The 22,220-nt window shown below is 68.0% G+C and carries 22 protein-coding genes; 9 read left to right on the plus strand and 13 right to left on the minus strand.

Translation table 11 applies throughout. From position 1 onward, the window contains the following. Window positions 1–4: 4 nt before the first annotated feature. The 6 genes from C0099_RS09735 to C0099_RS09760 form a co-directional block, all read right to left on the minus strand. Window positions 5–796, minus strand: coding sequence for an SDR family oxidoreductase (locus C0099_RS09735; protein WP_102247251.1), 792 nt, complete (start codon window positions 794–796; stop codon window positions 5–7). Further along, complete coding sequence (locus tag C0099_RS09740) at window positions 793–1,461, minus strand: TenA family transcriptional regulator (protein ID WP_102247252.1); 669 nt, start codon at window positions 1,459–1,461, stop codon at window positions 793–795. The genes C0099_RS09735 and C0099_RS09740 overlap by 4 nt, the downstream gene beginning before the upstream one ends. Further along, the gene (locus C0099_RS09745; RefSeq protein WP_102247253.1) at window positions 1,458–2,933 is read right to left on the minus strand and encodes an AMP-binding protein; all 1,476 of its coding nucleotides are present in this window, start codon (window positions 2,931–2,933) and stop codon (window positions 1,458–1,460) included. The genes C0099_RS09740 and C0099_RS09745 overlap by 4 nt, the downstream gene beginning before the upstream one ends. Next, on the minus strand, window positions 2,917–3,609 hold the full coding sequence (locus C0099_RS09750) for a thermostable hemolysin (RefSeq protein ID WP_102247254.1): 693 nt from the start codon (window positions 3,607–3,609) through the stop codon (window positions 2,917–2,919). The genes C0099_RS09745 and C0099_RS09750 overlap by 17 nt, the downstream gene beginning before the upstream one ends. A 116-nt stretch (window positions 3,610–3,725) precedes the next feature. Further along, a complete protein-coding gene (locus C0099_RS09755) occupies window positions 3,726–4,967 on the minus strand; it encodes an RNA polymerase sigma factor (protein ID WP_102247255.1) in 1,242 nt (413 codons plus the stop codon). 4 nt (window positions 4,968–4,971) lie between these two features. Next, entirely contained in the window at window positions 4,972–5,307 is a 336-nt protein-coding gene (locus C0099_RS09760; protein WP_102247256.1) for a YciI family protein, read from the minus strand. Window positions 5,308–5,392: 85 nt separating this feature from the next. Between C0099_RS09760 and C0099_RS09765 the strand changes: the two genes are divergently transcribed. Continuing rightward, window positions 5,393–5,635, plus strand: coding sequence for a DUF3820 family protein (locus tag C0099_RS09765; RefSeq protein ID WP_102248462.1), 243 nt, complete (start codon window positions 5,393–5,395; stop codon window positions 5,633–5,635). Here C0099_RS09765 and C0099_RS09770 read toward each other — a convergent pair. Further along, the gene (locus C0099_RS09770) at window positions 5,624–6,565 is read right to left on the minus strand and encodes a LysR family transcriptional regulator (RefSeq protein ID WP_199797591.1); all 942 of its coding nucleotides are present in this window, start codon (window positions 6,563–6,565) and stop codon (window positions 5,624–5,626) included. The two genes, C0099_RS09765 and C0099_RS09770, sit on opposite strands and share 12 nt — an antisense overlap. 83 nt (window positions 6,566–6,648) lie before the next feature. Here C0099_RS09770 and C0099_RS09775 point away from each other — a divergent pair, with 83 nt between their 5' ends. Both C0099_RS09775 and C0099_RS09780 read left to right on the plus strand, forming a co-directional pair. Then, on the plus strand, window positions 6,649–7,107 hold the full coding sequence (locus C0099_RS09775; protein ID WP_102247257.1) for a DoxX family protein: 459 nt from the start codon (window positions 6,649–6,651) through the stop codon (window positions 7,105–7,107). A 63-nt stretch (window positions 7,108–7,170) separates the two neighbouring features. After that, a complete protein-coding gene (locus tag C0099_RS09780; RefSeq protein ID WP_102247258.1) occupies window positions 7,171–7,983 on the plus strand; it encodes a DODA-type extradiol aromatic ring-opening family dioxygenase in 813 nt (270 codons plus the stop codon). A gap of 119 nt (window positions 7,984–8,102) precedes the next feature. Here C0099_RS09780 and C0099_RS09785 read toward each other — a convergent pair whose 3' ends face one another. From C0099_RS09785 to C0099_RS09800, 4 genes are all read right to left on the minus strand, one after another. Beyond that, window positions 8,103–8,444, minus strand: a complete 342-nt coding sequence (locus tag C0099_RS09785) for a hypothetical protein (protein WP_102247259.1) — start codon at window positions 8,442–8,444, stop codon at window positions 8,103–8,105. A 12-nt stretch (window positions 8,445–8,456) separates the two neighbouring features. Further along, entirely contained in the window at window positions 8,457–9,809 is a 1,353-nt protein-coding gene (locus tag C0099_RS09790) for an NAD(P)/FAD-dependent oxidoreductase (RefSeq protein ID WP_102247260.1), read from the minus strand. Between the two features lie 335 nt (window positions 9,810–10,144). Continuing rightward, a complete protein-coding gene (locus tag C0099_RS09795; protein WP_102247261.1) occupies window positions 10,145–12,628 on the minus strand; it encodes an arsenate reductase (azurin) large subunit in 2,484 nt (827 codons plus the stop codon). An 11-nt stretch (window positions 12,629–12,639) separates the two neighbouring features. Further along, window positions 12,640–13,164 carry an arsenate reductase (azurin) small subunit gene (locus C0099_RS09800; protein WP_102247262.1) on the minus strand — a complete coding sequence of 175 codons (525 nt, stop codon included), beginning with the start codon at window positions 13,162–13,164 and terminating at the stop codon, window positions 12,640–12,642. Window positions 13,165–13,331: 167 nt separating this feature from the next. On the opposite strand from C0099_RS09800, the gene C0099_RS09805 reads away from it, so the two are divergent. From C0099_RS09805 to C0099_RS09820, 4 genes are all read left to right on the plus strand, one after another. Next, a complete protein-coding gene (locus tag C0099_RS09805) occupies window positions 13,332–14,198 on the plus strand; it encodes a PhnD/SsuA/transferrin family substrate-binding protein (protein ID WP_164084900.1) in 867 nt (288 codons plus the stop codon). Beyond that, window positions 14,198–15,640 (plus strand): ATP-binding protein, encoded by a 1,443-nt coding sequence (locus C0099_RS09810; protein WP_102247263.1) that lies wholly within the window; start codon window positions 14,198–14,200, stop codon window positions 15,638–15,640. The genes C0099_RS09805 and C0099_RS09810 overlap by 1 nt, the downstream gene beginning before the upstream one ends. Beyond that, complete coding sequence (locus tag C0099_RS09815; protein WP_102247264.1) at window positions 15,637–16,938, plus strand: sigma-54-dependent transcriptional regulator; 1,302 nt, start codon at window positions 15,637–15,639, stop codon at window positions 16,936–16,938. The genes C0099_RS09810 and C0099_RS09815 overlap by 4 nt, the downstream gene beginning before the upstream one ends. 76 nt (window positions 16,939–17,014) lie before the next feature. Continuing rightward, a complete protein-coding gene (locus C0099_RS09820) occupies window positions 17,015–17,302 on the plus strand; it encodes an encapsulin-associated ferritin-like protein (RefSeq protein ID WP_102247265.1) in 288 nt (95 codons plus the stop codon). A 29-nt stretch (window positions 17,303–17,331) separates the two neighbouring features. Here the strand turns inward: C0099_RS09820 and acnA are convergent, their stop codons facing one another. Together acnA and C0099_RS09830 are read right to left on the minus strand one after the other, a co-directional pair. Then, window positions 17,332–20,043 carry an aconitate hydratase AcnA gene (gene acnA / locus C0099_RS09825; protein ID WP_102247266.1) on the minus strand — a complete coding sequence of 904 codons (2,712 nt, stop codon included), beginning with the start codon at window positions 20,041–20,043 and terminating at the stop codon, window positions 17,332–17,334. A 136-nt stretch (window positions 20,044–20,179) separates the two neighbouring features. Continuing rightward, window positions 20,180–21,160, minus strand: a complete 981-nt coding sequence (locus C0099_RS09830; RefSeq protein WP_228151564.1) for an LLM class flavin-dependent oxidoreductase — start codon at window positions 21,158–21,160, stop codon at window positions 20,180–20,182. A gap of 183 nt (window positions 21,161–21,343) precedes the next feature. Between C0099_RS09830 and C0099_RS09835 the strand changes: the two genes are divergently transcribed. Then, window positions 21,344–21,664 (plus strand): hypothetical protein, encoded by a 321-nt coding sequence (locus tag C0099_RS09835; protein WP_164084831.1) that lies wholly within the window; start codon window positions 21,344–21,346, stop codon window positions 21,662–21,664. A 14-nt stretch (window positions 21,665–21,678) separates the two neighbouring features. Next, the gene (locus tag C0099_RS09840; protein WP_199797592.1) at window positions 21,679–22,212 is read left to right on the plus strand and encodes a DsrE family protein; all 534 of its coding nucleotides are present in this window, start codon (window positions 21,679–21,681) and stop codon (window positions 22,210–22,212) included. The last annotated feature ends 8 nt before the right edge of the window (window positions 22,213–22,220 follow it).

Genomic DNA, 22,220 nt, shown 5'->3' on the forward strand with positions numbered 1-22,220 from the left:
CCTCTCAGTTGGCTTCGCGGGCAAAGCGCCGCACGACAGGCAGGTGCTTGCGCAGACTGCGGTCCACGCAGCGCGGTAGCAGCCCGTTGATGCGCACGAACAGGCGCTCGGGCCAGCCCAGATAGGTTTCCTCGCGCTCGCGCAGCAGGGCCATCAGCACGGCTGCGGCAACGCGCCCGGGCGGATCCATGGCAACGCCCAGATCGCGGTTCATGGCTTCGACTGCCTGCGGGTTCATTGTGGTGCGGGTCGCACGCGGCGCGACGTACACCACCTTCACGCGGGTATCGGCAAGCTCGCGCCGCAGCGCCTCGGAGAAGCCGCGCAGCGCGAACTTCGTGGCGCAGTAGGCCGCGTAGCCGGGATAGCCGATGGAGCCCAGCGTCGAGCCGACGTTGAGCACCACCGCCGCATCGGCCTCGCGCAGCAGTGGCAGCAGGCGGCGCGTGAGCTGCAGCACACTGGTGACATTGGTTTCGACGAGGCTGGCGATGGCGTCGTCGTCCTGCTCCTCGAACAGGCCGAAGCCGCCCGCACCGGCGCCGTTGATCAGGCAGTTGATGCCGCCAAAGGCGCATGCTGCCGCGAGTACCGCGTCGCGGCCGGCGGTCTCGTTGAGGTCAGCGCACACCCGCTCGACGCGCCCCGGATACATCGCCGCGATCTCGTCGAGCAATTCCGGGCGGCGCCCGACCAGCAGCACCCGCGCACCGGCACGGCACATGCGCTCGACCAGCTGCCGCCCGATGCCGCCACCCGCGCCGGTGACCACCGCCCTGCAGGCATCGAGCTTCATGAGGTCACCGCCTCGCGCACGCGCGGCAGGCTGCGGAACAGGTCGCCATACAAGCGATACACCACGCGAGCGGTATCCACCACCGCGCGCTGGTCGTCCGGGTTCTCGAGCTGGTCCATCAAGCCCTTGAAGACCTCGATGTGCTCGACGTCCAGACTGCCATGCGAGCGCAGGTAGGAGAACGCCGCATCCGGCAGGTCGAGCTGACGCTGGATGCGGTCGGCGGCCTCGGAGGCCAGCGCGATGCTGGTGCCTTCGAGCACCAGCACCATGCCGAAGAAGCTCACCGGGTTGTCATGCGCGATGCGGTCGCGCACATAGCGCACCATCAGGTCGGTGGGCAGCGCGGGCAGCGTGTCGCGCACGCGCACGGCGTCGCCACCGCAGGCCCGGATGTCGTCGAGAATCCACTTCTCGTGACCGATCTCCTCGTCGATGTACTCGGCCACCGCGCCGCGCAGCCAGTCCAGCCGGTCGGGCAGGCGTGCGCCGCAGGCCATGAGCAAGGGCACCGTCTGGCGCACGTGGTGATAGGCCTCACCCAGGAAGGCCACATAGGCCTCGCGCGAGATGCGCCCCTCGAACAGGTCGTGAAAGATCGGCGCGGCGAGCAACTCCTCGCGTTCGCGCGCGGTTCGCTCGAGCAGGGTCTGATGGAAGTTCATGCAGCTTCTCCTTGAAGATCCGCTTCATCGGCGGTACCGCCGAAGCGCGGCAGGTAGTACGCAGCCAGCGCATCGCGACGCAGACGGCCATTGGCGGTTGCGAGGCCGTTGGCGGCGACAAAGGGTTCGTCCGCGCGCAGCCAGCGGTGCGCGCGCAGGTAGTCGGGCAGTTCGCGGTTGACCGCCTGCACGGCGGCGTCGAGTTCGTCGTCCGTGACATCCGGATGCGTCGGCACCAGTACGGCGACGTTGCGCGGCAAGGCCTCGCCATGCAGCCAGGCCTGGGCGATCGGTGCCTGCTGGCTGAGCTCCGCTTCGACCCATTCGGGATCGACATTGCGGCCCCAGGCGGTGATGAACTGGTGCGTGCGACGCCCGAACAGGGTCAGGTAACCGTCATCGATGTGGCCCACATCACCGGTCGCCAGCCACTCACCCGAATGCGCTTCGCCCCCGACGTAGCCGAGCAGGTGCGGCCCACGCACCCACACCTCGCCGTCGTGCGCGATGCGCAGCTCACATTGCGGCAGGGCGCGCCCGACCGTCCCGGGACGACGCCCAGCCGGGGTGTTCAGGCACACCACCGAAGCGCATTCGGACAACCCGTAGCCCTCGAATACGGGCACACCCAGCACCTCGGCACGCTGCAACAACGCTGGCGCGACCCGCGCCCCGCCGACCGCGACAAAGCGCAGCGAGTCAGGCAGCACGCCGCCACCCTCTGCGGCATCGACCAGCAGGCGCAGCAATTGCGGCATCAGGATCAGGCTGCCGGGGCGCTGACGCGACAGTGCGGCGAGCAGGCGCGCCGAGTCCATGCCTGCTCCGCCGGTGAAGCCGACCTCATGCAGGGGCGGCAGCACCACTTCGGCGCCGGCCAGCAGTGGCGCATAGACCCCGGCCACGTTCTCCAGCAACACGGCCAGCGGCAGCACGCACAGATGGCGACGTACGGCATCCGCAGGCGTGACACTGCGTACCCCGTCGGCCACCGCGAGCATGGCGGCGGCGGCGAGGCACACGCCGCGTGGCTGGCCGGTCGTACCCGAGGTGTAGGTGATCTTGGACGTACCCGCCGGCAGGGGCGGCGGCCCAGCCACGGCACGGCCGAGGAGCCTGCCGACGCGTCGCACGAAGCCGGCTGCCGCCCAGATCCGAGGGTTTTCCGTCACGACGGCATCGACCCCCGCGCTCTCGAGCACGTGGCGCACCTGGGCGGGCGAGAAGAACGGCGGCAAGGGCACAGAGACGCGCCCCCCGACGAGCAGCGCGAGATCCCACAGCACCCAGTCGATATCGTTGTCGAGCGCCAGCGCAACGCGCCGGCAATCGTGACGGCGCAGCAAAGCGGCACGGCGCGCGACCTGCTCGACGACCTGCGCGCCGCTCAGGCTGCGTTTGCCGCCGCGCAACACCGCGCGATCGCCGCGGGCTGCGATCGCGGCGAGCAACATCTCAGGCGACGGCCGCATGACAGCCTCCCGCCAAGATCGACTGCGGAGAATGTCCCAGCCGGCTGAACATGCCACGCGCACAAAGCACGTCGTACCCGGCGCGCACGCTGCCGGCCATGACCTGCGGCCGGCCATCGTAGTAGCTGCCCCAGTCGTCGCGCTCGTCGCCCATTCGTGCGGCATCGGCGGCACCAAGGACGTGGGGCGCGAGCGACAGGCGCCCGAAGCTGTTGGCCAGTTCGGCGGTGGCGGTAAATACCACCCACTCGAAGCCCTCGACGATCAGGAAATGGGTGAGCGCAACGATCAGCAAACGGGCATTGGCCTGCTCGCAGGCGGCCAGATTGCCGACCTCGACAATGCGCGAACGCGCCGGACGCAGCCCGCAAGCGCGCTCGATGCCGGCCTCCACCGGCTGATCCAGATAGCGCTCGAGAAACAGCGCGTCGTCGCCGGCCACGCGCAGACCGACCGCTGCGTGCAGTCGGCCGCAGGCCTCGCACAGGCCGAACAGCTCGGGCATGAAGCGGCGCACGCGCGCGCCATGACGAACAGCGAAACGGTGCGCGATGAAAGCTTCGGCTGCGCGCCGTTGTGCCGCCGCACGATGCTGCGGCATGCGCCGAAACTCCAGCGGCCACGGATCGCCGATGCGGGCCAGCGCGCTTGACGCCTGCGTCTGTGTGCACTCCATGAAGACCTCCTGCGTTGATTGCGCAGGCGATTCTTCATGGGCCGGCTTAAGACAAGCTTAAGTGTGCTGGCTGGCGATCAGGGCGTGCGCCTCAAGGGCGGCGCGAACTTCGACCTTCAGCCACCGAGGTCGGCCATGCGCCGTTCGATATGTCGCCGCTCGGCGCCCTGACGCGTCAGCCTGAGCGCCCTGTGCCACGCGGCGAGCGCCGCGTCGCGTTCCCCGAGGCGCGCGCACAGTTCGCCGCGGGCAGCGTGCGCGAGTGCGTACTCACGCAGTTCTCCGCGCGCGAGCAGCTCATCGATCAACGCCAGACCGGCCTGCGGCCCGTCGCGCATGGCCACGGCCACGGCGCGGTTGAGCTCCACCACCGGCGAGGGATCGACGCGCAGCAATACGTCGTACAGAGCGACGATCTGCGCCCAGTCGGTGTCCTCGGCACGACGCGCCTCGGCATGTACGGCGGCGATCGCCGCCTGCAGGCAATAGGGGCCGAAACGGCGCGAGGCGAGCGCGGCCTCGACCAGCGCGCAGCCTTCGCGGATCAGTTCCGCATCCCAGCGATCCCGGTCCTGTTCGTCCAGAGGCACCAGATTGCCGGCCGCGTCGGTACGCGCGCCGCGCCGCGACTCATGCAGCAACATCAGCGCCAGCAGGCCGACCGCCTCGGGCTCGGGCAGCAGCCGTAGCAGCCCACGCGCCAGGCGGATGGCCTCGCGGCACAGCTCGCCGCGTGTCAGCTCGTCGCCGTCGGTGGCGGCATAGCCTTCGTTGAACACTAGGTAGATCACGCGCAAGACGCTCGCCAGACGCTCGGGCAGTTCCGCCGCGCCCGGCACTTCATAGGGAATGCGCGCGTCGCGGATCTTGGCCTTGGCGCGCACGATGCGCTGCGCCAGTGTCGGCGCGGGCACGAGGAAAGCCCGTGCAACCTGCTCGGTAGCCAGCCCGCACACCTCGCGCAGCGTCAACGCTACCTGTGCGTCCGGCGCCAGTGCGGGGTGGCAGCAAGTGAAGATCAGGCGCAACTCATCGTCTTCGAGCAGTGCGGCGTCCGGGTCAGACGATGATTCGGATGCCGGATAGACGTGCGCGTCGGGCTCGTCGAGTGGCTCGAAGCGACGCTGGCGACGGATGCTGTCGACCGCCCGGAAGCGCCCGGTCGACACCAGCCAGGCGACCGGATTGCCCGGCACGCCGTCGCGCGGCCATTGCTCGAGGGCGGCGCGGAAGGCTTCATGCAATGCCTCCTCGGCCGTGTCGAAATCGCCCAGCAGGCGGATCAGCGTGGCCAGCACGCGACGCGATTCGGCCCGCCAGACGGCCTCGACGGCGTCGCGTGCAGCCTCATCGAACATCGCTTCAGTCGGGCTGCAGTTCGCGGATCGGGCGCACCTCGATGCTGCCGATCTGCGCCGGGGGAATGCCAGCGGCGACGCGGATGGCGTCGTTCAGATCCGCCGCCTCGATCAGATAGAAGCCGGCAAGCTGCTCGCGCGTCTCGGCAAACGGGCCATCGGTGACCGAAACCTTGGCGTTGCGCACGCGCACCGTGGTGGCCGCCTCGACCGGCTGCAGCGCCTGTCCGGCGATGAAATGACCGCTGGCGACGAGTTTTTCGACATAGTCCATGCAGTGGCGGTCGCGCTGCTCGCGCATCAATGCTTCCTCGCCATAGACCAGACACAGGTATTTCATGGTGATCTCCGCTGCTTCGAGCCGCTCCCGTATGCTTGTCGAACCGGGGCCGCCGATTTCGACAATGACTGCAAACTTCGCCGCGATGAATCCCGAAGACCTCGAACTGCTGCTGACCCGCCAGATGCCCTACGGCAAGTACAAGGGCCGGATCATCGCCGATCTGCCGGGCCACTACCTGAACTGGTTCGCCCGCGAAGGGTTCCCCAAGGGCGAGATCGGCCGGCTGCTCGCACTGATGCACGAACTCGACCACAACGGCCTCGCCCCCCTGCTCGACCCGCTGCGCAGACGCCGGTCCTATCTCGACCCCATGTCAGATCGATGACGCGTTCGCTGCAAGTTCGTCGCGCAGGAAGTCGCGGAACACGCGCACGCGCGCCGGCGCATCGCGCCCGGCGAGGCTGATCGCGAAAAGCCGCGCGTCGGCCACGCGCCAGTCAGGCAGGATGCGCAGCAGCTGACCCGCGTTGACCGCCTGCGCTGCCACCGGCGCCGGAATCCGCGCGATGCCGCCCCCGGCCACGGCAAGCCGCAAGGCGCTGGCGAAATCCGAACAGCGCACCGGCGCACGCGCGGTGACCGTCTCGCGCCTTCCCTTTCCGTCGCGCAGTTCGAAGTGCAGTGCCGCGCCCCCCGCGGACGAGGCGATCAGCGCATGCGCCGCCAGATCGGCCGGCAGCATCGGCGCGGCGCGATCCGCGAGGTAGTCCGGTGCAGCGTACAGGTCTATGCTGAACGCAACCAGCACCGAAGCGCGATAACCCATGTCCGGCAATTCCCCGGGCGTCGCTCGCAAGGCCAGATCGATGCGGTTGGCGGCCAGATCGAGCGAAGCGTCGTCAAGCAACAGTTCCACGGTGATGCCCGGGTGCAGCGCACGAAAGCGCACCAGCAAGGGGGGCAACACGTCCATGCCGAAATCCACCGGCGCGGTCACGCGCAGATGGCCGCGCGGCTCGGCGCGCGACGCATGCGCGGCTTCCATGGCGTCGTCGAGCAGGCGCAGCGATTCGCGTGCGCGCTCGAAGAAGGCCGTGCCTTCCTCGGTCGGTGAAACCGCGCGCGGCGTACGCGCCAGCAAGGCCACGCCCAGGCGCCTTTCCAGGCGCGACACACGCCGGCTGACCGAGCCCTTGGTCTCGCCCAGCAGCCGCGCCGCGGCCGACACGGTACCGAACTCGACCACCGCGCAAAACGCGCGCACGTCCTCGAGTGCCCCGCCAAAGGTTTCTGTTTCATCAACCATGAGTTGCATATTAGCCGTCTTCACGCCATTTCAGAACCGACGCATCATGCACTCCAGCAACACATAAGAATCTTTCCCCCAAGGAGAAACAGATGAGCACCAACAATTCCGCACTGGCCGGCATCGGCCGCAGTCTCGACAATCTCGCGCCGCTGGCCTGGCCCATCGTGCGCATCACCACCGGCCTGCTGCTGATGCCACATGGCGCCCAGAAGCTGTTCGGCTGGTTCGGCGGCCACGGACTGGAGGCCACCGGCCAGTTCTTCGCCGGCAGCCTCGGGCTGGAGCCCGGCATCGTGTTCGCCTTCCTGGCCGGCTTCGTCGAGTTCTTCGGCGGCCTCGCGCTGGTGCTGGGCCTGCTCACCCGCCCGGCCGCACTGGGCGTGGCGGTGCTGATGGGCGTGGCGATGACGGTGCACATCCCCAACGGCTTCTTCTGGAGCGCCGGCGGCTACGAGTACCCGTTGATGTGGGGCCTGCTGGCCGTGGCGATCTTCCTGCGCGGCGGCGCCGAGGCTTCGCTGGACCGCAAGTTCGGCCTGCCCTTCTGAGTCTTGCCCGCGCCAACCACAAGGCCCGGCGCGTCCGGGCCTTGTTCATTCAAGGAGTCTGCAATGAACCAAACCGAACGCTTGCCCACGCTGTTCATCCCCCACGGCGGCGGCCCCTGCTTCTTCATGGACTGGAACCCGCCACACGCGTGGGACCGCATGGCCGAATGGCTGCGCGCCGTGCCGCGACTCGTCGGCCAGCGCCCGCGCGCCGTGCTGGTGATATCGGCGCACTGGGAAGCGCCGGCCTTCACCGTCAATGCGCGCGAGCACCACGAACTGCTCTTCGACTACTACGGCTTTCCGGAACATACCTACCAGCTGCAGTGGCCGGCACGCGGCGATGCCGCGCTGGCCGAGCGCACCAAGACGCTGCTGACGGAAGCCGGCCTGCCGGTTGCACGCGACGACTCACGCGGGCTGGATCACGGCGTGTTCATCCCCTTCATGCTGATCGACCCGCGGGCAGAGACTCCGGTGGTGCAGCTGTCGCTGCGTGAAGGTCTGGACCCGGCCGAGCATCTGGCCATGGGCCGTGCGCTCGCACCGCTCCGCGACGAGGGCGTGCTGATCGTCGGCACCGGCATGAGCTTTCACAACATGGGACGCTTTCGCCGCGACAACGCGGTGCTGGACGCCGATTCGGTGACCTTCGACGACTGGCTCACGCAGGCCGTCACACAGCCGGCCGCGGCGCGCACGCAGGCACTGGCGAAATGGGAGCAGGCGCCTTCGGCACGCGCGTCGCACCCTGAAGAAGAACACCTGTTGCCGCTGCAGGTGGTGGCCGGTGCGGCAGGCGAGGACGCAGGCAGGCAGGCGCTGTCCGACCGCGTGCTCGGAAGCGCGCAGTCGGCCTACGTGTTCGGCGGGTGATTCAGGGCCGGTGCGTGGCGACGATCAACTGGCAGGAATACAGCCGCACGGCATGATCGAAGAGGTCAGCGCACGCATGCCCGCATGCGAGGGCCTGGGCCGCGGAAGGCAGCGCACGCTTAGGAACGCCGCATCAGCGCGATCGCCGGCCAGGCAAGCGCAGCAACGAGTCCGCCGCAGGCAGCAGCCAGCCCGATCAGCGTCGCCCAGTCTACCCAGTAGCCCATCTCGCCAAGGGAAGACCGCGTCAGCCCCGGCAGCAGGAAGAAGCCGATCACCAGCACGATCACGCCCAGGACGACCGCCGGCATGAGGGCACGCCGAAATGCACCGCGCGCGAACACCAGCGCCAGCACGAACAGACCTACCAGCACCACCCCGTAGCCGATCAGCAGCGGCAGCGGCAGCGCCGTGAGCGCGATCTCGAAGAAGATGTTCAGTCCAAGCCAGATCTCGTACATGTCGCATTCTCCTCACACGCGGCCCTTGATGACCGCCATGTAGGCGGGCTTGAGCATGTAGCACTTCATCAGCCAGGCAAAGTAGCTGTCCTGCAGCGGATCGATCATCGGCAGCGACGGCGTGAGCCGGTTCTCGTAGTCGAACTCGATGAGCAGCGCCGAGCCTTCGCGCAGCAGCAACGGGCAGGAGGTGTAGCCGTCGAAGATCTCGGACGGCTCGCGTCCGGCGATCACATCGATCAGATTGGTGGCGACGATGGGCGCGCTCTTCTTCACCGTTGCCGCGGTCTTGCCCTTGGCCGTGCCGTTGATGTCGCCCAGGCCGAATACATTTGGAAAGCGGCGGTGACGCAGCGTCTTCGGGTCCACCTCCAGCCAGCCACCGGCGGCAAAACCGCCCTCCTGCCAGGCCAGCGCGCTGCTCTTGACGGCGTCGGGGGCGCGCATCGGCGGAACGACGTGGATGAAGTCGTAATCGATCTCGCTGCGCTCGCTCTCCGGGCTGACCACGGTGGCGCGCTGCGCGCCGATGTCCACCCCCACCAACTTGCTGTTGAACTCGACGTCGATGCCCAGCGCGTCCCAGCGTTTGAGCACTTCCTCGTTGATGCGCGGCACGCTGAAGACGTTGCCGAGCGCAGAGTGGAAACGGATGGTGGAGGCCTCGCGCGTGCCGGCCTGACGCAGGCGGTCGGCCAGCATGAAGGTCATCTTCAGCGGCGCGCCGGCGCACTTGAGCGCCGTGGCCGGCAGGGTCATCAGCGCATTGCCCCCCTTCTGGCGGAAGGCGTCCATCGCGCGCCAGCTCGCCTGCGCGGCCTCGGGACCGGGATACACGCTGGCCAGGCCGTTGCGACCGATGGCGGACACATCCATGCCCTCGATGGCATCGAAGTCCATCGCCAGGCCGGTGGCGACAACCAGATAGTCGTACCCGATGCGCCGGCCGCTGTCGGTGACCACCACGTTGGCCTCTGGATCGAACTCGGCGACCATCTCGCGCACCCACTCGACCCCGGTCGGCATCAGGTCGGCATTGCGGTCGCTCACCTTGGCCACGTTCCACACGCCGGTCGCCACCAGCGTGTAGCCTGGCTGGTAGTTGTGTATTTCCTTGCGGTCGACCACCGTGATGGTCGCACCGTCGAGCTCGCGAGACAGGCGCGAGGCAATCGCCAAACCGCCCAGGCCGCTGCCGGCAATGACGATTCGTGCGGCCGTCTTCAACGCAGCCCCTGCTGAACGCGGCGCAAGCGCAGTGCCGCCCGCAGCCAGCCACGGTGCCGCCACGGCGCCTAGCAGCAAACGACGACGCCCGTCGTCCGGCACCTGCTCACACGGCTTCACATGCTCCGAGTCGGACATGGCTCTATTCTCCAAGGGATTCGCCGACTTGGACTTTAGGCTACGCGACACAGGCACGATTTGCGCTGGATCAAAGGTGCCGCAGGAACTCGGCCAGTGGCAAGCCCCGCGCGAAGAGGTCAAACTCGCCGTCGCTGGCCGAGGCAGGTCGAATTGGGGCATAGTGGATCGAGACGGCGCCTGACGATGCACACCACACTTCCCGAGCCGGGTTCACGATGAATCAACATCGCCGAGGCCGACCCGGCCGAGCGCGAGCGCATGCGCGGCGCACGTACCTGAACCAGACACCGCGAAACACCCGCGGATCGCGCCTGGCGACCCGCGAGCGGACATCAACCGTAGCGCCGATCCTTGAACGACACCGTGCGCGCGTAGTCATCAACAGTGCCAACACGCCGGATGCTGCCCCAGGTGCCCTTGTAGTAGGGCACGACGTTGCGATCGACCCAGGACGTGACGACGTCGCCGTGCACACCCTTGATGTAGCCGAACAGCATGAAGGTGTGGTCGCGCTTGATGGCCTCGATCGGGTAGGCCATGGCGTAGGTGCTGCCGAAGTCGTTGAAGACCTCGACCACGTCACCGGGGGCCACGCCCAGTTCCTTCGCGTCCTCGAGGTTCATCTCGAGATAGGCCATCGGGTAGCGATCACGCACGAAGGCGTTGTACTGGTCGTGATAGGCCGTCTGCCACACCTCGTTGGCGCGCCCGCCGTTGATCCAGAAACGGTGCTTCGCCTTCTGCCCGGCGACCATCTCGGGCAGGCCGTTGTAGGGCGCCGGCTTGAAGTGCGCCTTGCCGTCCGGCGTGTCGAAGCGGTAGTCGGCGTAGATCATCTCGGTGCCGATCAGACGACCGTCGCGCACCTCGCGGACGGGCAACTGCACGCCGTTGTTGCCGGCCTTGCGCAACAGCGCGTAGGTGGCCAGATGTCCGGTCGAGCCGCCCTGACTGTCGATGGGCTCGACGCCGGGACGGCCGGCGCGGCGGAAGCCATCATTGAAGGCATCCTCCTCGCTCGTCCAGTCGAAACCGGCGAAGCGTCGCGCCATCTCGGTGTTGCCGTCGCGCTCGTACAGTGCTTTCAGGGTATTGGCGATGTCTGCTGCGATCAGGCAGTCGGGTCTGGCCGAACCCGGCGGGTCCATGAACTTCTCGGACAGGCGCAGGCGGCGCTCGCCGTTCATCGAGGTCAGGTTCATCTCACCCGGATGGGCGGCGGGCAGCAGCAGATGCGCCTCCTCGGCAAGGGTGGTCGGATACAGGTTGATCGCCGCGATGTACATCCCGCCCTGATACTTGCAGGCGTTGTAGATGACGTCGACCAGTTCCTCAACGCTCGCACCGCGCGCCCGCGCGACCGCCTCGTTGACGATCTTGGCGCGACGGCTCAGGACGAGGCGGTGCTGCTCTGCGTTGAGCGTGGTCTGGAACGGATTGGTCGCCCACAGCGTGTACATCAGGCCCTTGCCGGCGATGACTTCCTGGTCGATGTAGATCTTGCGGTCACCCGGATACGGTGGCCGCGTGTAGCCCTCCTGGTGACCGCCCAGACGGCACACGCCGGTGCCGCGCCGGCCGACGTTGTGGGTCGCGATCACCAGGCTCACCAGCGCGCTCTGGATGACGTAATTGTCGTTGCCCCAGATGATGCCCTTCTCGTAGGGATGGAAGGTGCGCGGACGATGGCCGGAGACCTTGGGCTTGTAGGCCCACTCGGCCGCCTGCACGATCTTCGCCTCGGGCAGGCCGGTGGCCTTCGCGCCGTCCGCGAGGCTCATGCGATTGGTCCGCAGGGCGTCCTCGAAGCCGCTGGTGTGGGCGGCGATGAACTCGGCGTCGTGCCAGCCCTGCTCGACGACGTAGGTGAACAAGGTGTTGAACAGGGCGGTGTCCGAACCCGGTTCGAGGTCCAGGTGCAGTACGTTGTCCTTGCCCGCGATCTGCTCGGCGATCGCGACGGTGGCCGAGCGGCGCGGGTCGATGATGACGATCTTCGCCGCGGCCGCGCTCTCGCCCGGGAACCATTGCTTCTTCTTCTCCACCGTCGCGCCCGACAGGTTCGCCACCCAGTGATTGAGGAAGTAGTTGGTCTGCGTCTCGTACGGGTTGGCGCCGGTGCACACGATGCAGTCGGCCAGCTGCGCGTCCTCGTAGCTGTTGTTGAGTTCGCCGATGCCCATCTCGCGCGTGGCGTGGCACTCGGAGTTGTAGGCCGGGCGGTTGTGGATGCGCACCATGGGTGTCCTGAGCGCGCTGAACATCAGCTTGCCGGTACCCCAGGTATTCTCGAAGCCACCGCCGGCTCCGCCGTGGTCGAAGCAGTCGAAGAACAGGGCCTCGGGCCCGTCGTTGTCGAGGATCTTGCGCGTCAGCCCTGCATACAGTGCCAGCGCATGCTCCCAGCTCGTGTCCAGCCACTGGTCGCCACGCTGGATGCGCGGATGCTTGAGGCGCTCGCGTCCGATGCCGTCGGAGGCATACATGTAGCTGGCCATCTTGCCCCCGCGCGTCGACGACAGGCCGCTGTTGACCACGCATTCCTTGTCCGGCACGACCATGATGTTCCAGCGCTTGCCGGCATGGTCTGTGACGGTGTTGGTCATGGCCTGCGTCATCGTCGTCGCCAGCGGTGGTAGCTGGCGGCGGAAATCCAGCCCCAGCGCGTTGTACGCCGGCGCACGTCCGCCCTCGCGGTTGGCGTCCCACTTGTAGACGTGATAGCCGCATCCGACGATGCAGAAGTGGCAGGTCATGTTGCTCTTCTGCGCATCCGCCGGGGGCAGCGCGATGCGGTCCTTGATCTTCGTGCTCATGGCGCGCCTCCTCAGAGAATGTTGGACTGACGGCCGTAGATCAGGCCGTCGACGCCGACCGCGTGCACGCCGCCGGTCTTCGTGTCGTAGTGAAGAACGATGCGCGGCAGGTTCTCGGTGGCCTGGCCGCTGACCATCTGGCCGCCGGTCTCGGGGTCGAAGATCGAGAAGTGGCAGCCGCACTTGAAGGTGCGCGTGTCGCCGTCGTACTGCACCGGACAGCCCATGTGCGTACAGAAGGCGCTGTAGGCGACGATGTCGCCGTCCGGCCCGACACCGCCGGGCACCGGCTCACCCATGCGCAGCAGATAGCAGGGCGAATCCTCGTCCGGATAATTGAACATGCTGACATTGTTGACCGGCAGATCGGCCGCCGCCGCCACTCGCCGGTCCGGGTAGGCCAGTGTCGTGCTGCCGGCTGCGGCGTCGGCTGCATGCGCCTCGCGCTGCGGCAGCAGCGCCGATCCGGCCACGGCGGCGGCCATGCCGCCGGACCGCATGAAGAACAGCCGGCGAGCGGGTTTTACGTTATCCATGTCGTCTCCTCCTCGGTTGCAGACACGCGCTGACCTGCAAGCGGCGTGCCATGAGCTCAAGCCCCGCAATTCGGGCATGTTGCGAAAATCGGACCGATGCAGTGATTCGTTTTGGTAACATCCGCAAACCCCAGATCGTTACGCCAACGTAACCGCCGGAGAGGATCATGCGCAGACGGGATTGCCTCGGATTGCTTGCCGCGCTGGCATGGCCCGCATTCGGCACCGCTGCGGAGTCTGGCCCGGACAGAACGCTGCGCATCGGACTGACACCGGTCATCCTGGCCGACCAGGCCGCGTTCCTGACGCGCTGGGCGGCCTACCTGGAAGAGCGCTGCGGCGTGGCGGTGCGCTTTGTGGCACGCGAGTCCTATCAACCGGTGCTCGACCTGCTGCTCACGCAGCGCGTCGACGCGGCGTGGATCTGCGGCTACCCCTTCGTGCTGCACGAGCGTGACCTGTCGTTGCTGGCCGTGCCGTCCTGGGCCGACGAACCGCTGTACCGCTCCTACCTCATCCGCTCACGCCGCCTGGCGCCCGACATCCAGGGCTGGCACGATCTGCGCGACCGCGTGCTGGCCTACTCCGACCCGCTGTCGAACTCGGGCTGGCTGGTCGCGCAGGCGCAACTGTCCAGGGCCGGCCTGAGCGCGGGCGATCTGCGCCGCAGCTTCTTCGCCCACGGCCACCGCAACGTCGCCGAGGCCGTCGCGGCCGGCCTGGCCCATGCCGGCTCGATCGACGGATACGTGTGGGAGACGATGCGCCTGCAGGGTATGGGCGCGACCGATGACACCGACGTGGTGTGGCGCTCCGAGGAATTCGGCTTTCCACCCCTGGTCACGCTGCGGCAACCCTCGCACGCCCGCGTCGACGCCTTGCGTGAAGCGCTGTTCGCAATGCCCCGCAACCCCGAGGGCAGGGCCCTGCTCGAGGCACTGAACCTCGATGGCTTCGTGCCCGGCGACGCGTCGCTTTTCAATTCGATCCGGCTGCAGGCCATGCAGATTCCCGACAGCGGGGTTCAGGGCTGATGCTGCGTCGCCTGCCCTATCGCGTGCAGATCCCGCTCGGCCTGTCGCTGGCCGTGCTGATCGCGGCGGTGCTGGTGACCGCGGTCAGCGCCCAGGTGTTCTCCCGCAGCGCACGCGCCGAGACGCTGGCGCAGGTCGATCGCGCGGTGGCGCTGGTCATCGCCCAGGTGCGCCCGATGCTGGTGGCCGACGATACCTGGCGGGTGTTCTCTCTGTTGCGCGACACCGCCGGCCTGTTGCCCGGCGCGCCGCTGGGCCACGCGCGACTGGCGGTGGTCGACGTCGATGGGCGCGTCTTCGCCGCGTCCGACCCGCTGCGCCTGGAGACCGGTCGCCCACTGCTCGGCGAGGCCTGGCACGGCGCCCCGCTGCCCCGCGAAGGCGTCACCCGTAGCTGGCGCGCCAGTCGCGAGGACGGCTCCGTGCTGCGGCTGGACCCGATCACAAGCGACGACGGCCAGACACTCGGCTACGTGCTGACCGAGATCGACGCAGCGGTGTTCGGCGCCGACTGGCCCGCTCTGGCAGGCAACGCGCTGGCCGGCATCGTCCTCGCCGTTGCGTTGCTGCTGCCCGCCGGATGGTGGGTCGGTCAGCGAATGACGCGCCCCGTGGAGCGTCTGGCGATGCTGATCGGGCGCATCGGCCGGGAGGAGCCCGGCAAGCTGCGCGCGCAGCTGCCGCACACCGCGGACCCCGAACTCGCGCGCATCGGGGACGCCGTCGCACAACTGATGGACGAACTCGAGCGCCGACGTGAGGCCGAGGAGCGCGCGCTGTCGGCCGAACGGCTGGCTGCCGTGGGGCGCATGACGGCCGCCGTCGCGCACGAGATCAACAACCCTCTGGCCGGGCTGCTGACCGCCACGCGCACGCTGCGCCTGCGCGGCGACGCCAATGACGTTCGCGAGCGCACCGTCGACCTGATCGACCGCGGCCTGCAGCAGATCCGCAGCACCGTCACCGCCCTGCTCCCCCAGGTACGCGTCGAGGAGCGAGCGCTCGACCCCGACGATCTCGACGACGTGCTGACCCTGGTGCAGGGCACGGCCGAGCGCCTCGACATCCGCATCGAGCGCAGCCTGGAGGTCGAATCGGCGCTGCGCGTGCCATCGGCGCCACTGCGTCAGGTGATGCTCAACATGCTGCTCAACGCGCTCAAGGCCGCCGGCGAACATGGCCGGGTCGAGACCGCCCTGCACGCCGACGCCGAATTCGTCGAATTCAGCGTCGCCAACGACGGCCAACCCGTCGATGCCGAGCGGCTGCGCACGCTGATTGCGGCCGAGGGCGGGCGCGACCCGCAGGGCTTCGGCCTGTGGGTATGCCAGGAACTGGCCAGCCACCTGCACGGCAGCTTCGTACCCGACCCGTCGGCCATCGACCGCACCCGGCTCGTGTTCCGGGTACCCAACCGCGAAGACCCCGCAAGCCCATCATGAAGACACTGATCCTGATCGAGGACGACCCCATCATGGGCGAGTCGCTGCAGCAACGCTTCGAGATCGAGGGCTTTGAAGTCCTGTGGTGCCGACGCCTGGCCGAGGCCGACGAAGCGCTGCAGCGCACCCCGGCCGCCGTGGTAAGCGACGTGCGCCTGCCCGATGGCATCGCGACCGACTGGTTCGTGCGCCTGCCCGCGACAATACGCGCCATCCCGTGGGTGTTCCTGACCGGTTACGGCAGCGTCGACGATGCAGTCGCCTCGATGCGCGCCGGGGCCCGCGAGTACCTGACCAAGCCCTTCGACGTCGAGCGGCTGGTGGCCCTCGTGCACACCCTCGCATGCAGCGCCGACCCCGCCGAGGACGATGCGGTGCTGGGCGTGTCCCCGGCAATGCGCCGCATCGAGGCCATGCTGCGCAAGGTCGCCACGCAGCGCGCCGCGGTGCTGCTCAGCGGTGAGTCCGGCGTAGGCAAGGAGGTCGCCGCGCAGTACCTGCATGCGCTCGACGCGCGCACCGACAAGGGCGAGTTCGTCGCCGTCAATTGCGCCGCAATCCCCGAGACCCTGCTCGAAGCCGAATTCTTCGGCTACGAAAAGGGTGCGTTCTCTGGCGCGCAACGCAGTCATCGCGGCTACCTGGAGCGGGCGCATCGCGGCACGCTGTTTCTCGACGAAGTGGCCGAACTGCCGGCCAGCATGCAGGCCAAGCTGCTGCGCGCGCTGCAGGAGAAGTGCTTCTTCCGGCTCGGCGCGGAACGCGCCACGCACAGCGACTTCCGCATCCTCGCCGCGACCAACCGCGACCTGTACACCGAGATGAACGCCGGGCGCTTTCGCGAGGATCTGTTCTACCGCCTGGCCGTGCTGCGCATTCCGATCCCGCCACTGCGCGAGCGCCCCGAGGACATCCGCTGGCTGGCCGAGCGCATGCTCGCGCGCCTGGTCGCCGAGCAGGGTCGCCCGCTGGCGATGTCGGAGACCTTCCTGCGCGACCTGATGGCCCGCGACTGGCGCGGCAACGCGCGCGAACTGCAGTCCTGGCTCGAACAGGCGGTGGTGCTGAGCGACAACGGACTGCTCGACGCTCCACCCACCGACGCCGCCCCGGCGGCGACGCCCTCAGACGGCATCAAGCCGCTGCAGCATGTCGTCGAGGGTGCGGAGCGCGTGCATATCCGCCGGGCGCTCCAGCACTGCGAAGGCAGCGTCGGCAAGACCGCCGAGGCCCTCGGCATCAGCCGCAAGACGCTGTGGGAGAAGATGAAGAAGCACGCCATCACGTCGCCCGGCTGAGTGCCGGCAACAGCACTCGACGTTCGCATCCTGTAGGCTTGGGGCGGCTAGATTTTCAACCCGAGGAGAAGCACCCATGGCCAACGAGGGCTATCACGAACCGATCGCGGAACTGAGCGACGAGACGCGCGACATGCATCGCGCGATCACCTCGCTGATGGAGGAACTGGAAGCGGTGGACTGGTACAACCAGCGCGTCGACGCCTGCAAGGACGCGGAACTGAAGTCCATCCTCGAACACAACCGCGACGAGGAAAAGGAACACGCCGCGATGGTGCTCGAGTGGATCCGTCGCCGCGACCCGAAAATGGACGCCGAGTTGCGCGACTGGCTGTTCACCGACAAGAAGCTCGACCACCACTGAGGGACACCGCCCCCGCAGGGGCGGTCCGCTCAGCCCGCCAGGCGGCGCAGCACGTAGTGCAGGATGCCGCCGTGGGCGTAATAGGCGAACTCGTTGGGCGTGTCGATGCGCACGCGCACCGAGAAGGCCGCATCGGTGCCGTCCTCGCGCCTTGCGGTGACCATCACGCTGTCCTGCCCGGCCTCGACCGGGGCGATGTCGAAGACTTCCGTGCCGCTCAGCCCGAGGGACTCGACGCTGTCGCCGTTGGCGAACTGCAGCGGCAGAATACCCATACCCACCAGGTTCGAGCGGTGAATGCGCTCGAAACTCTCGGCGATCACCGCACGTACGCCGAGCAACGCCGGCCCCTTGGCCGCCCAGTCGCGCGATGAGCCGGTGCCGTATTCCTTGCCGGCGAGCACCACCAGCGGAGTGCCCTCATCGCGGTAGCGCAGGGCGGCGTCGAAGATGCTCATTTCCTCGCCGTCGGGCTGGTGGCGCGTCCAGCTGCCCTCGGTGCCCGGGGCGAGCCGGTTGCGCAGGCGCACGTTGGCGAAGGTGCCGCGCATCATCACCTCGTGGTTACCGCGGCGCGAGCCGTAGGAGTTGAAGTCCTGCGGCTCGATGCCCTGCGCCTGCAGGTATTCACCCGCGGGGCTGTGGTTGGCGATCGCGCCGGCCGGAGAGATGTGGTCGGTGGTGACGCTGTCGCCCAGCAGCACCAGGCAGCGCGCGTCGCGGATCTCCGCGACCTCCGGCACCTCGCGCGTGATGCCGTCGAAGTACGGCGGCTTGCGCACGTAGCTCGAATCCGGCCACTCGTAGCGCTCTGCGTCGGTCACCGGCAGTTCGTTCCACACCTCGTTGCCCGTATACACGTCGGCATACTTGCTGCGGAACATGTCGGCGTCGATGTTGCCGGCCATGACCTCCTGGATCTCGTGCGTTTCGGGCCAGATGTCGCGCAGCGTTACCGGTTTGCCGTCGGCGTCGGTACCGAGCGGGTCGCGGTAGAGATCGACGCCCATGTTGCCGGCGATGGCGTAGGCCACCACCAGCGGCGGCGAGGCCAGATAGTTGGCGCGCACTTCCTGGTGGATGCGCCCTTCGAAGTTGCGGTTGCCCGACAGCACCGAAGTGACCAGCAGGTTGCCGTCGCGCACGGCGCGCTCGATCTCGCGCGGCAGCGGGCCGGAATTGCCGATGCAAGTGGTGCAGCCATAGCCGACCAGATAGAAGCCCAGCGCCTCCAGATCCTCCATCAGGCCGCTGCGCTCGAGGTAGTCGGTGACCACCTTGGAACCGGGCGCGAGGCTGGTCTTGACCCACGGACGCGCCTTCAGGCCGCGGCGGCGCGCATTGCGCGCGAGCAGGCCGGCGGCCACCAGCACCGCCGGGTTCGACGTATTGGTACAGCTCGTGATCGCGGCGATGACGACCGCGCCGTGCTCGAGGTTGAAGTGCTGGCCGGCGTACTCGACTGCGCGCGCACCGGTTTCGGGATCCCCCGCAACCGCGCCGCCCTCGCCCTCGAAATCGGGTCTGTCTTCGGCGCCCTGGTCGACGAAGGCGTCGAGGGTGTCGCGAAAGGCGCTCGCCGCTTCGGTCAGCGCGATGCGGTCCTGCGGGCGCTTGGGCCCGGCGATGGACGGCACGACGGCACCCAGGTCGAGTTCCAGCGTGGCGCTGTATTCGGCCTCGGGCGAGTCGGCGTCGTGCCACATGCCCATGGCCTTCATGTAGGCCTCGACGCGCGCCAGCGTCGCCTCGTCGCGGCCGGTCAGGCGCAGGTAGCGAATGGTCTCGGCATCGACCGGGAACATGCCGCAGGTCGCGCCGTACTCGGGCGCCATGTTCGCGATGGTCGCGCGGTCGGCCAGCGAAAGGTGTTCCAGGCCCGGGCCGAAGAACTCGACGAACTTGCCGACCACGCCGTGCCTGCGCAGCATCTGGGTGACCGTGAGCACCAGGTCGGTGGCGGTTGCGCCCTCGGACAGACGCCCGTCGAGGCGGAAACCCACCACTTGCGGGATGAGCATGGTCACCGGCTGGCCGAGCATCGCGGCCTCGGCCTCGATGCCGCCCACGCCCCAGCCGAGTACGCCCAGGCCGTTGATCATGGTGGTGTGCGAATCGGTGCCGACCAGCGAATCCGGATAGGCCAGCCGCTCTCCATCGCGCTCGGCGGCGAACACCGTGCGTGCCAGATATTCGAGGTTCACCTGGTGAACGATGCCGGTGCCCGGTGGCACCACCTTGAAATTGTCGAAGGCCTCCTGGCCCCAGCGCAGGAAGCCGTAGCGCTCGAGGTTGCGCTCGATTTCGATGGCGGTGTTGCGCGAGAGCGAATCGGGTTGGCCGAAGACATCCACCATCACCGAATGGTCGATCACCAGTTCGACCGGATTGAGGGGGTTGATCTGCGAGGGGTCGCCGCCCAGATCGACCATGGCGTCACGCATCGCGGCCAGGTCCACGATGGCTGGCACGCCGGTGAAATCCTGCAGCAGCACGCGCGCCGGCACGAAGGCGATCTCCTGCGACGGCTCGGACTGCGCGTCCCACCCGGCCAGCGCCTCGATGTCGGCATCCGAGACGAACTCGCTGTCACCGTGGCGCAGCAGATTCTCCAGCAGCACCTTGAGCGAATACGGCAGCCGCGCGACGTCGTGATTCTCGGCAACGGCGTCGAAGGGAAAGATGCGGAATTCGTCCTCGCCCACGCGCAGGGTCGAGGGCTTGCGATATCGAGTGGTCATGCGTCGCTCCATTTCTTTGGGGCCGACCGGAGCGCCACACGGCGTCCGGCACGTACTGACAGTGTAGCCGCCATGGCGGCGGCAGTCAGATCACCCTATCACTCGGGCATTCGCCCCGCGAGTCCTTGCGAGTCCGTCACACGCCGGCGATCAGCTCGTACGAGCGCAGCCGCGCGGCCTGGTCGAAGATGTCGGAGACCACGATCAGCTCGTCCGCACGCGTTTCGGCAACCAGCGCCGCGATTCCGTCGCGCACCGTCTCGCGCGTGCCCACGATGGAGCGCTCGAGCATGCGCATCGCGTGCGCCTTCTCGGCCGCCGACCAGTAGGCATCGATGTCGTCGATGGGCGGCCGGCTGAGGCTGCGCGTGCCGCGCACCAGGTCGACGAAGGCCATCTGCTGGGTGGTGGCGAGCCGGCGCGCCTCGGCCTGCGAATCCGCGGCAATGATGTTCACGCCCACCGCCGCATGGGGGCGGTCGAGCTGGCGCGAGGGCTTGAAGCGACTGCGGTAGGTCTCGAGCGCGCTCAGCAACTGCTGCGGTGCGAAGTGTGAGGCGAAGGCATAGGGCAGGCCCAGCTCGGCCGCGAGCATCGCGCCGAACAGGCTGGAGCCCAGTATCCACAGCGGCACCTCGCTGCCGCTGCCGGGCACGGCCTGCACGCGTCGCCCCATGGCATCGCGCGACAGCAGCAGTTGCAATTCCAGCACGTCCTGTGGAAAGGCGTCGGCCGCTGCGGGCGAGCGACGCAGCGCGCGCAGCGTTTCCTGGTCGGTGCCCGGCGCGCGCCCCAGGCCCAGATCGATGCGCCCAGGAAACAGCGCATCGAGCGTACCGAACTGCTCGGCGATCACCAGCGGCGAGTGGTTGGGCAGCATGATGCCGCCCGCACCGACGCGAATCGTCGACGTACCGGCGGCAACGTGCTGGATCACCAGAGCCGTGGCCGCGCTCGCGATGCTCGGGAAATTGTGGTGCTCGGCCACCCAGAAACGTCGATAGCCCAGTTGTTCGGCGTGCGCGGCGAGTTCGCGCGCACGGTCGAGGGCGGCGCGCGCGTCGCTGCCTTCGGTAATGCGGACGAGGTCGAGAATGGAAAGTGCAGTGTGGGTCACGAGTGCATCCGAAGGGTGTCGGTGAATGAAATGGCCGGATCGGGCGTTACGCCCGACAGGCGCTCTGGCAGACCGGCGTCGCCCGTGATCGTTCCGCAAACGGGGCGCGCCCGCCGCGTGATAGCATCGCCGGAATCGGCATCCGGCCTGCCGCCAGACAGGCCCCAGAAGGAAGAATCCAGCATGGGAAAACCCAAAGACTATACCTACGTCGAAGGCGTCGGCCTGTTCCAGAGCCGCGCGTCGGCGGTGATCTACGACCATTTCCGCGACAGCCAGCAAGACGGCGTGACCGAGCCGATCGAATGGACGCGGTTGCGCGACGTGCTGTTCGGCCCCATCGGCTTCATGGAGCACGACGACTACGTGCTCTTCGAGGTCGAGGTCATCAACCTCAGCCTCGCGGAGATCCACAAGCGCACCGGCCAGCTCATCCAGGTCGAACTGCTCGACAGCGCTCCGGACGGCACCGAGCGCATCCGCTTCGCGCAACGGGCGGACTGACGCGCTCACCGGACATGAGCCTACCCGCCCTGTCACGCATGCGGCGCTGCGCGCCGGCACTCCTCGCCATGGCACTGTGCGCCGGCGCGCCGGCGGCCTGGCCCGAGGAGTTCGCACCCTACGGCAGCGCCGAGACCGCCCTGCAAGCCTACCCGGCGATGGACTTGGTCTTCGACGTCAACTACCGCGACCCGAATGACCTGCACGTGCTCTACGGTTTCGTGCGCAACGCCCAGCGGCACGTGGCCGGCCGCAAGGTCATCGTCACGCATGGCCCTGAACTGCGCGCCTTCGCCAAGGAAAACTACGAGACCTACCAGCCGGTCGTCGACCGCATGGCCGAACTGGCGCGCGACGGCATCGAGTTCCGCATGTGCAACGACGCCTTGCGCGCGGCCGGCTACGAGCCGGACGACATGCACGGCTTCGTGCGCGTGATCTCGTCCGGCTTCCCCGAAATCGCCCACCTGCTCGGCCAGGGCTTTCGCTACGTCAATCCGCTCCCCTTGCGCGTCGACGGCCTGCGCGAACGCGAACAGCCGCACTGACGCGAGCG

The organism is Pseudazoarcus pumilus (assembly GCF_002872475.1).
Classification (GTDB): Bacteria; Pseudomonadota; Gammaproteobacteria; order Burkholderiales; family Rhodocyclaceae; genus Pseudazoarcus; species Pseudazoarcus pumilus.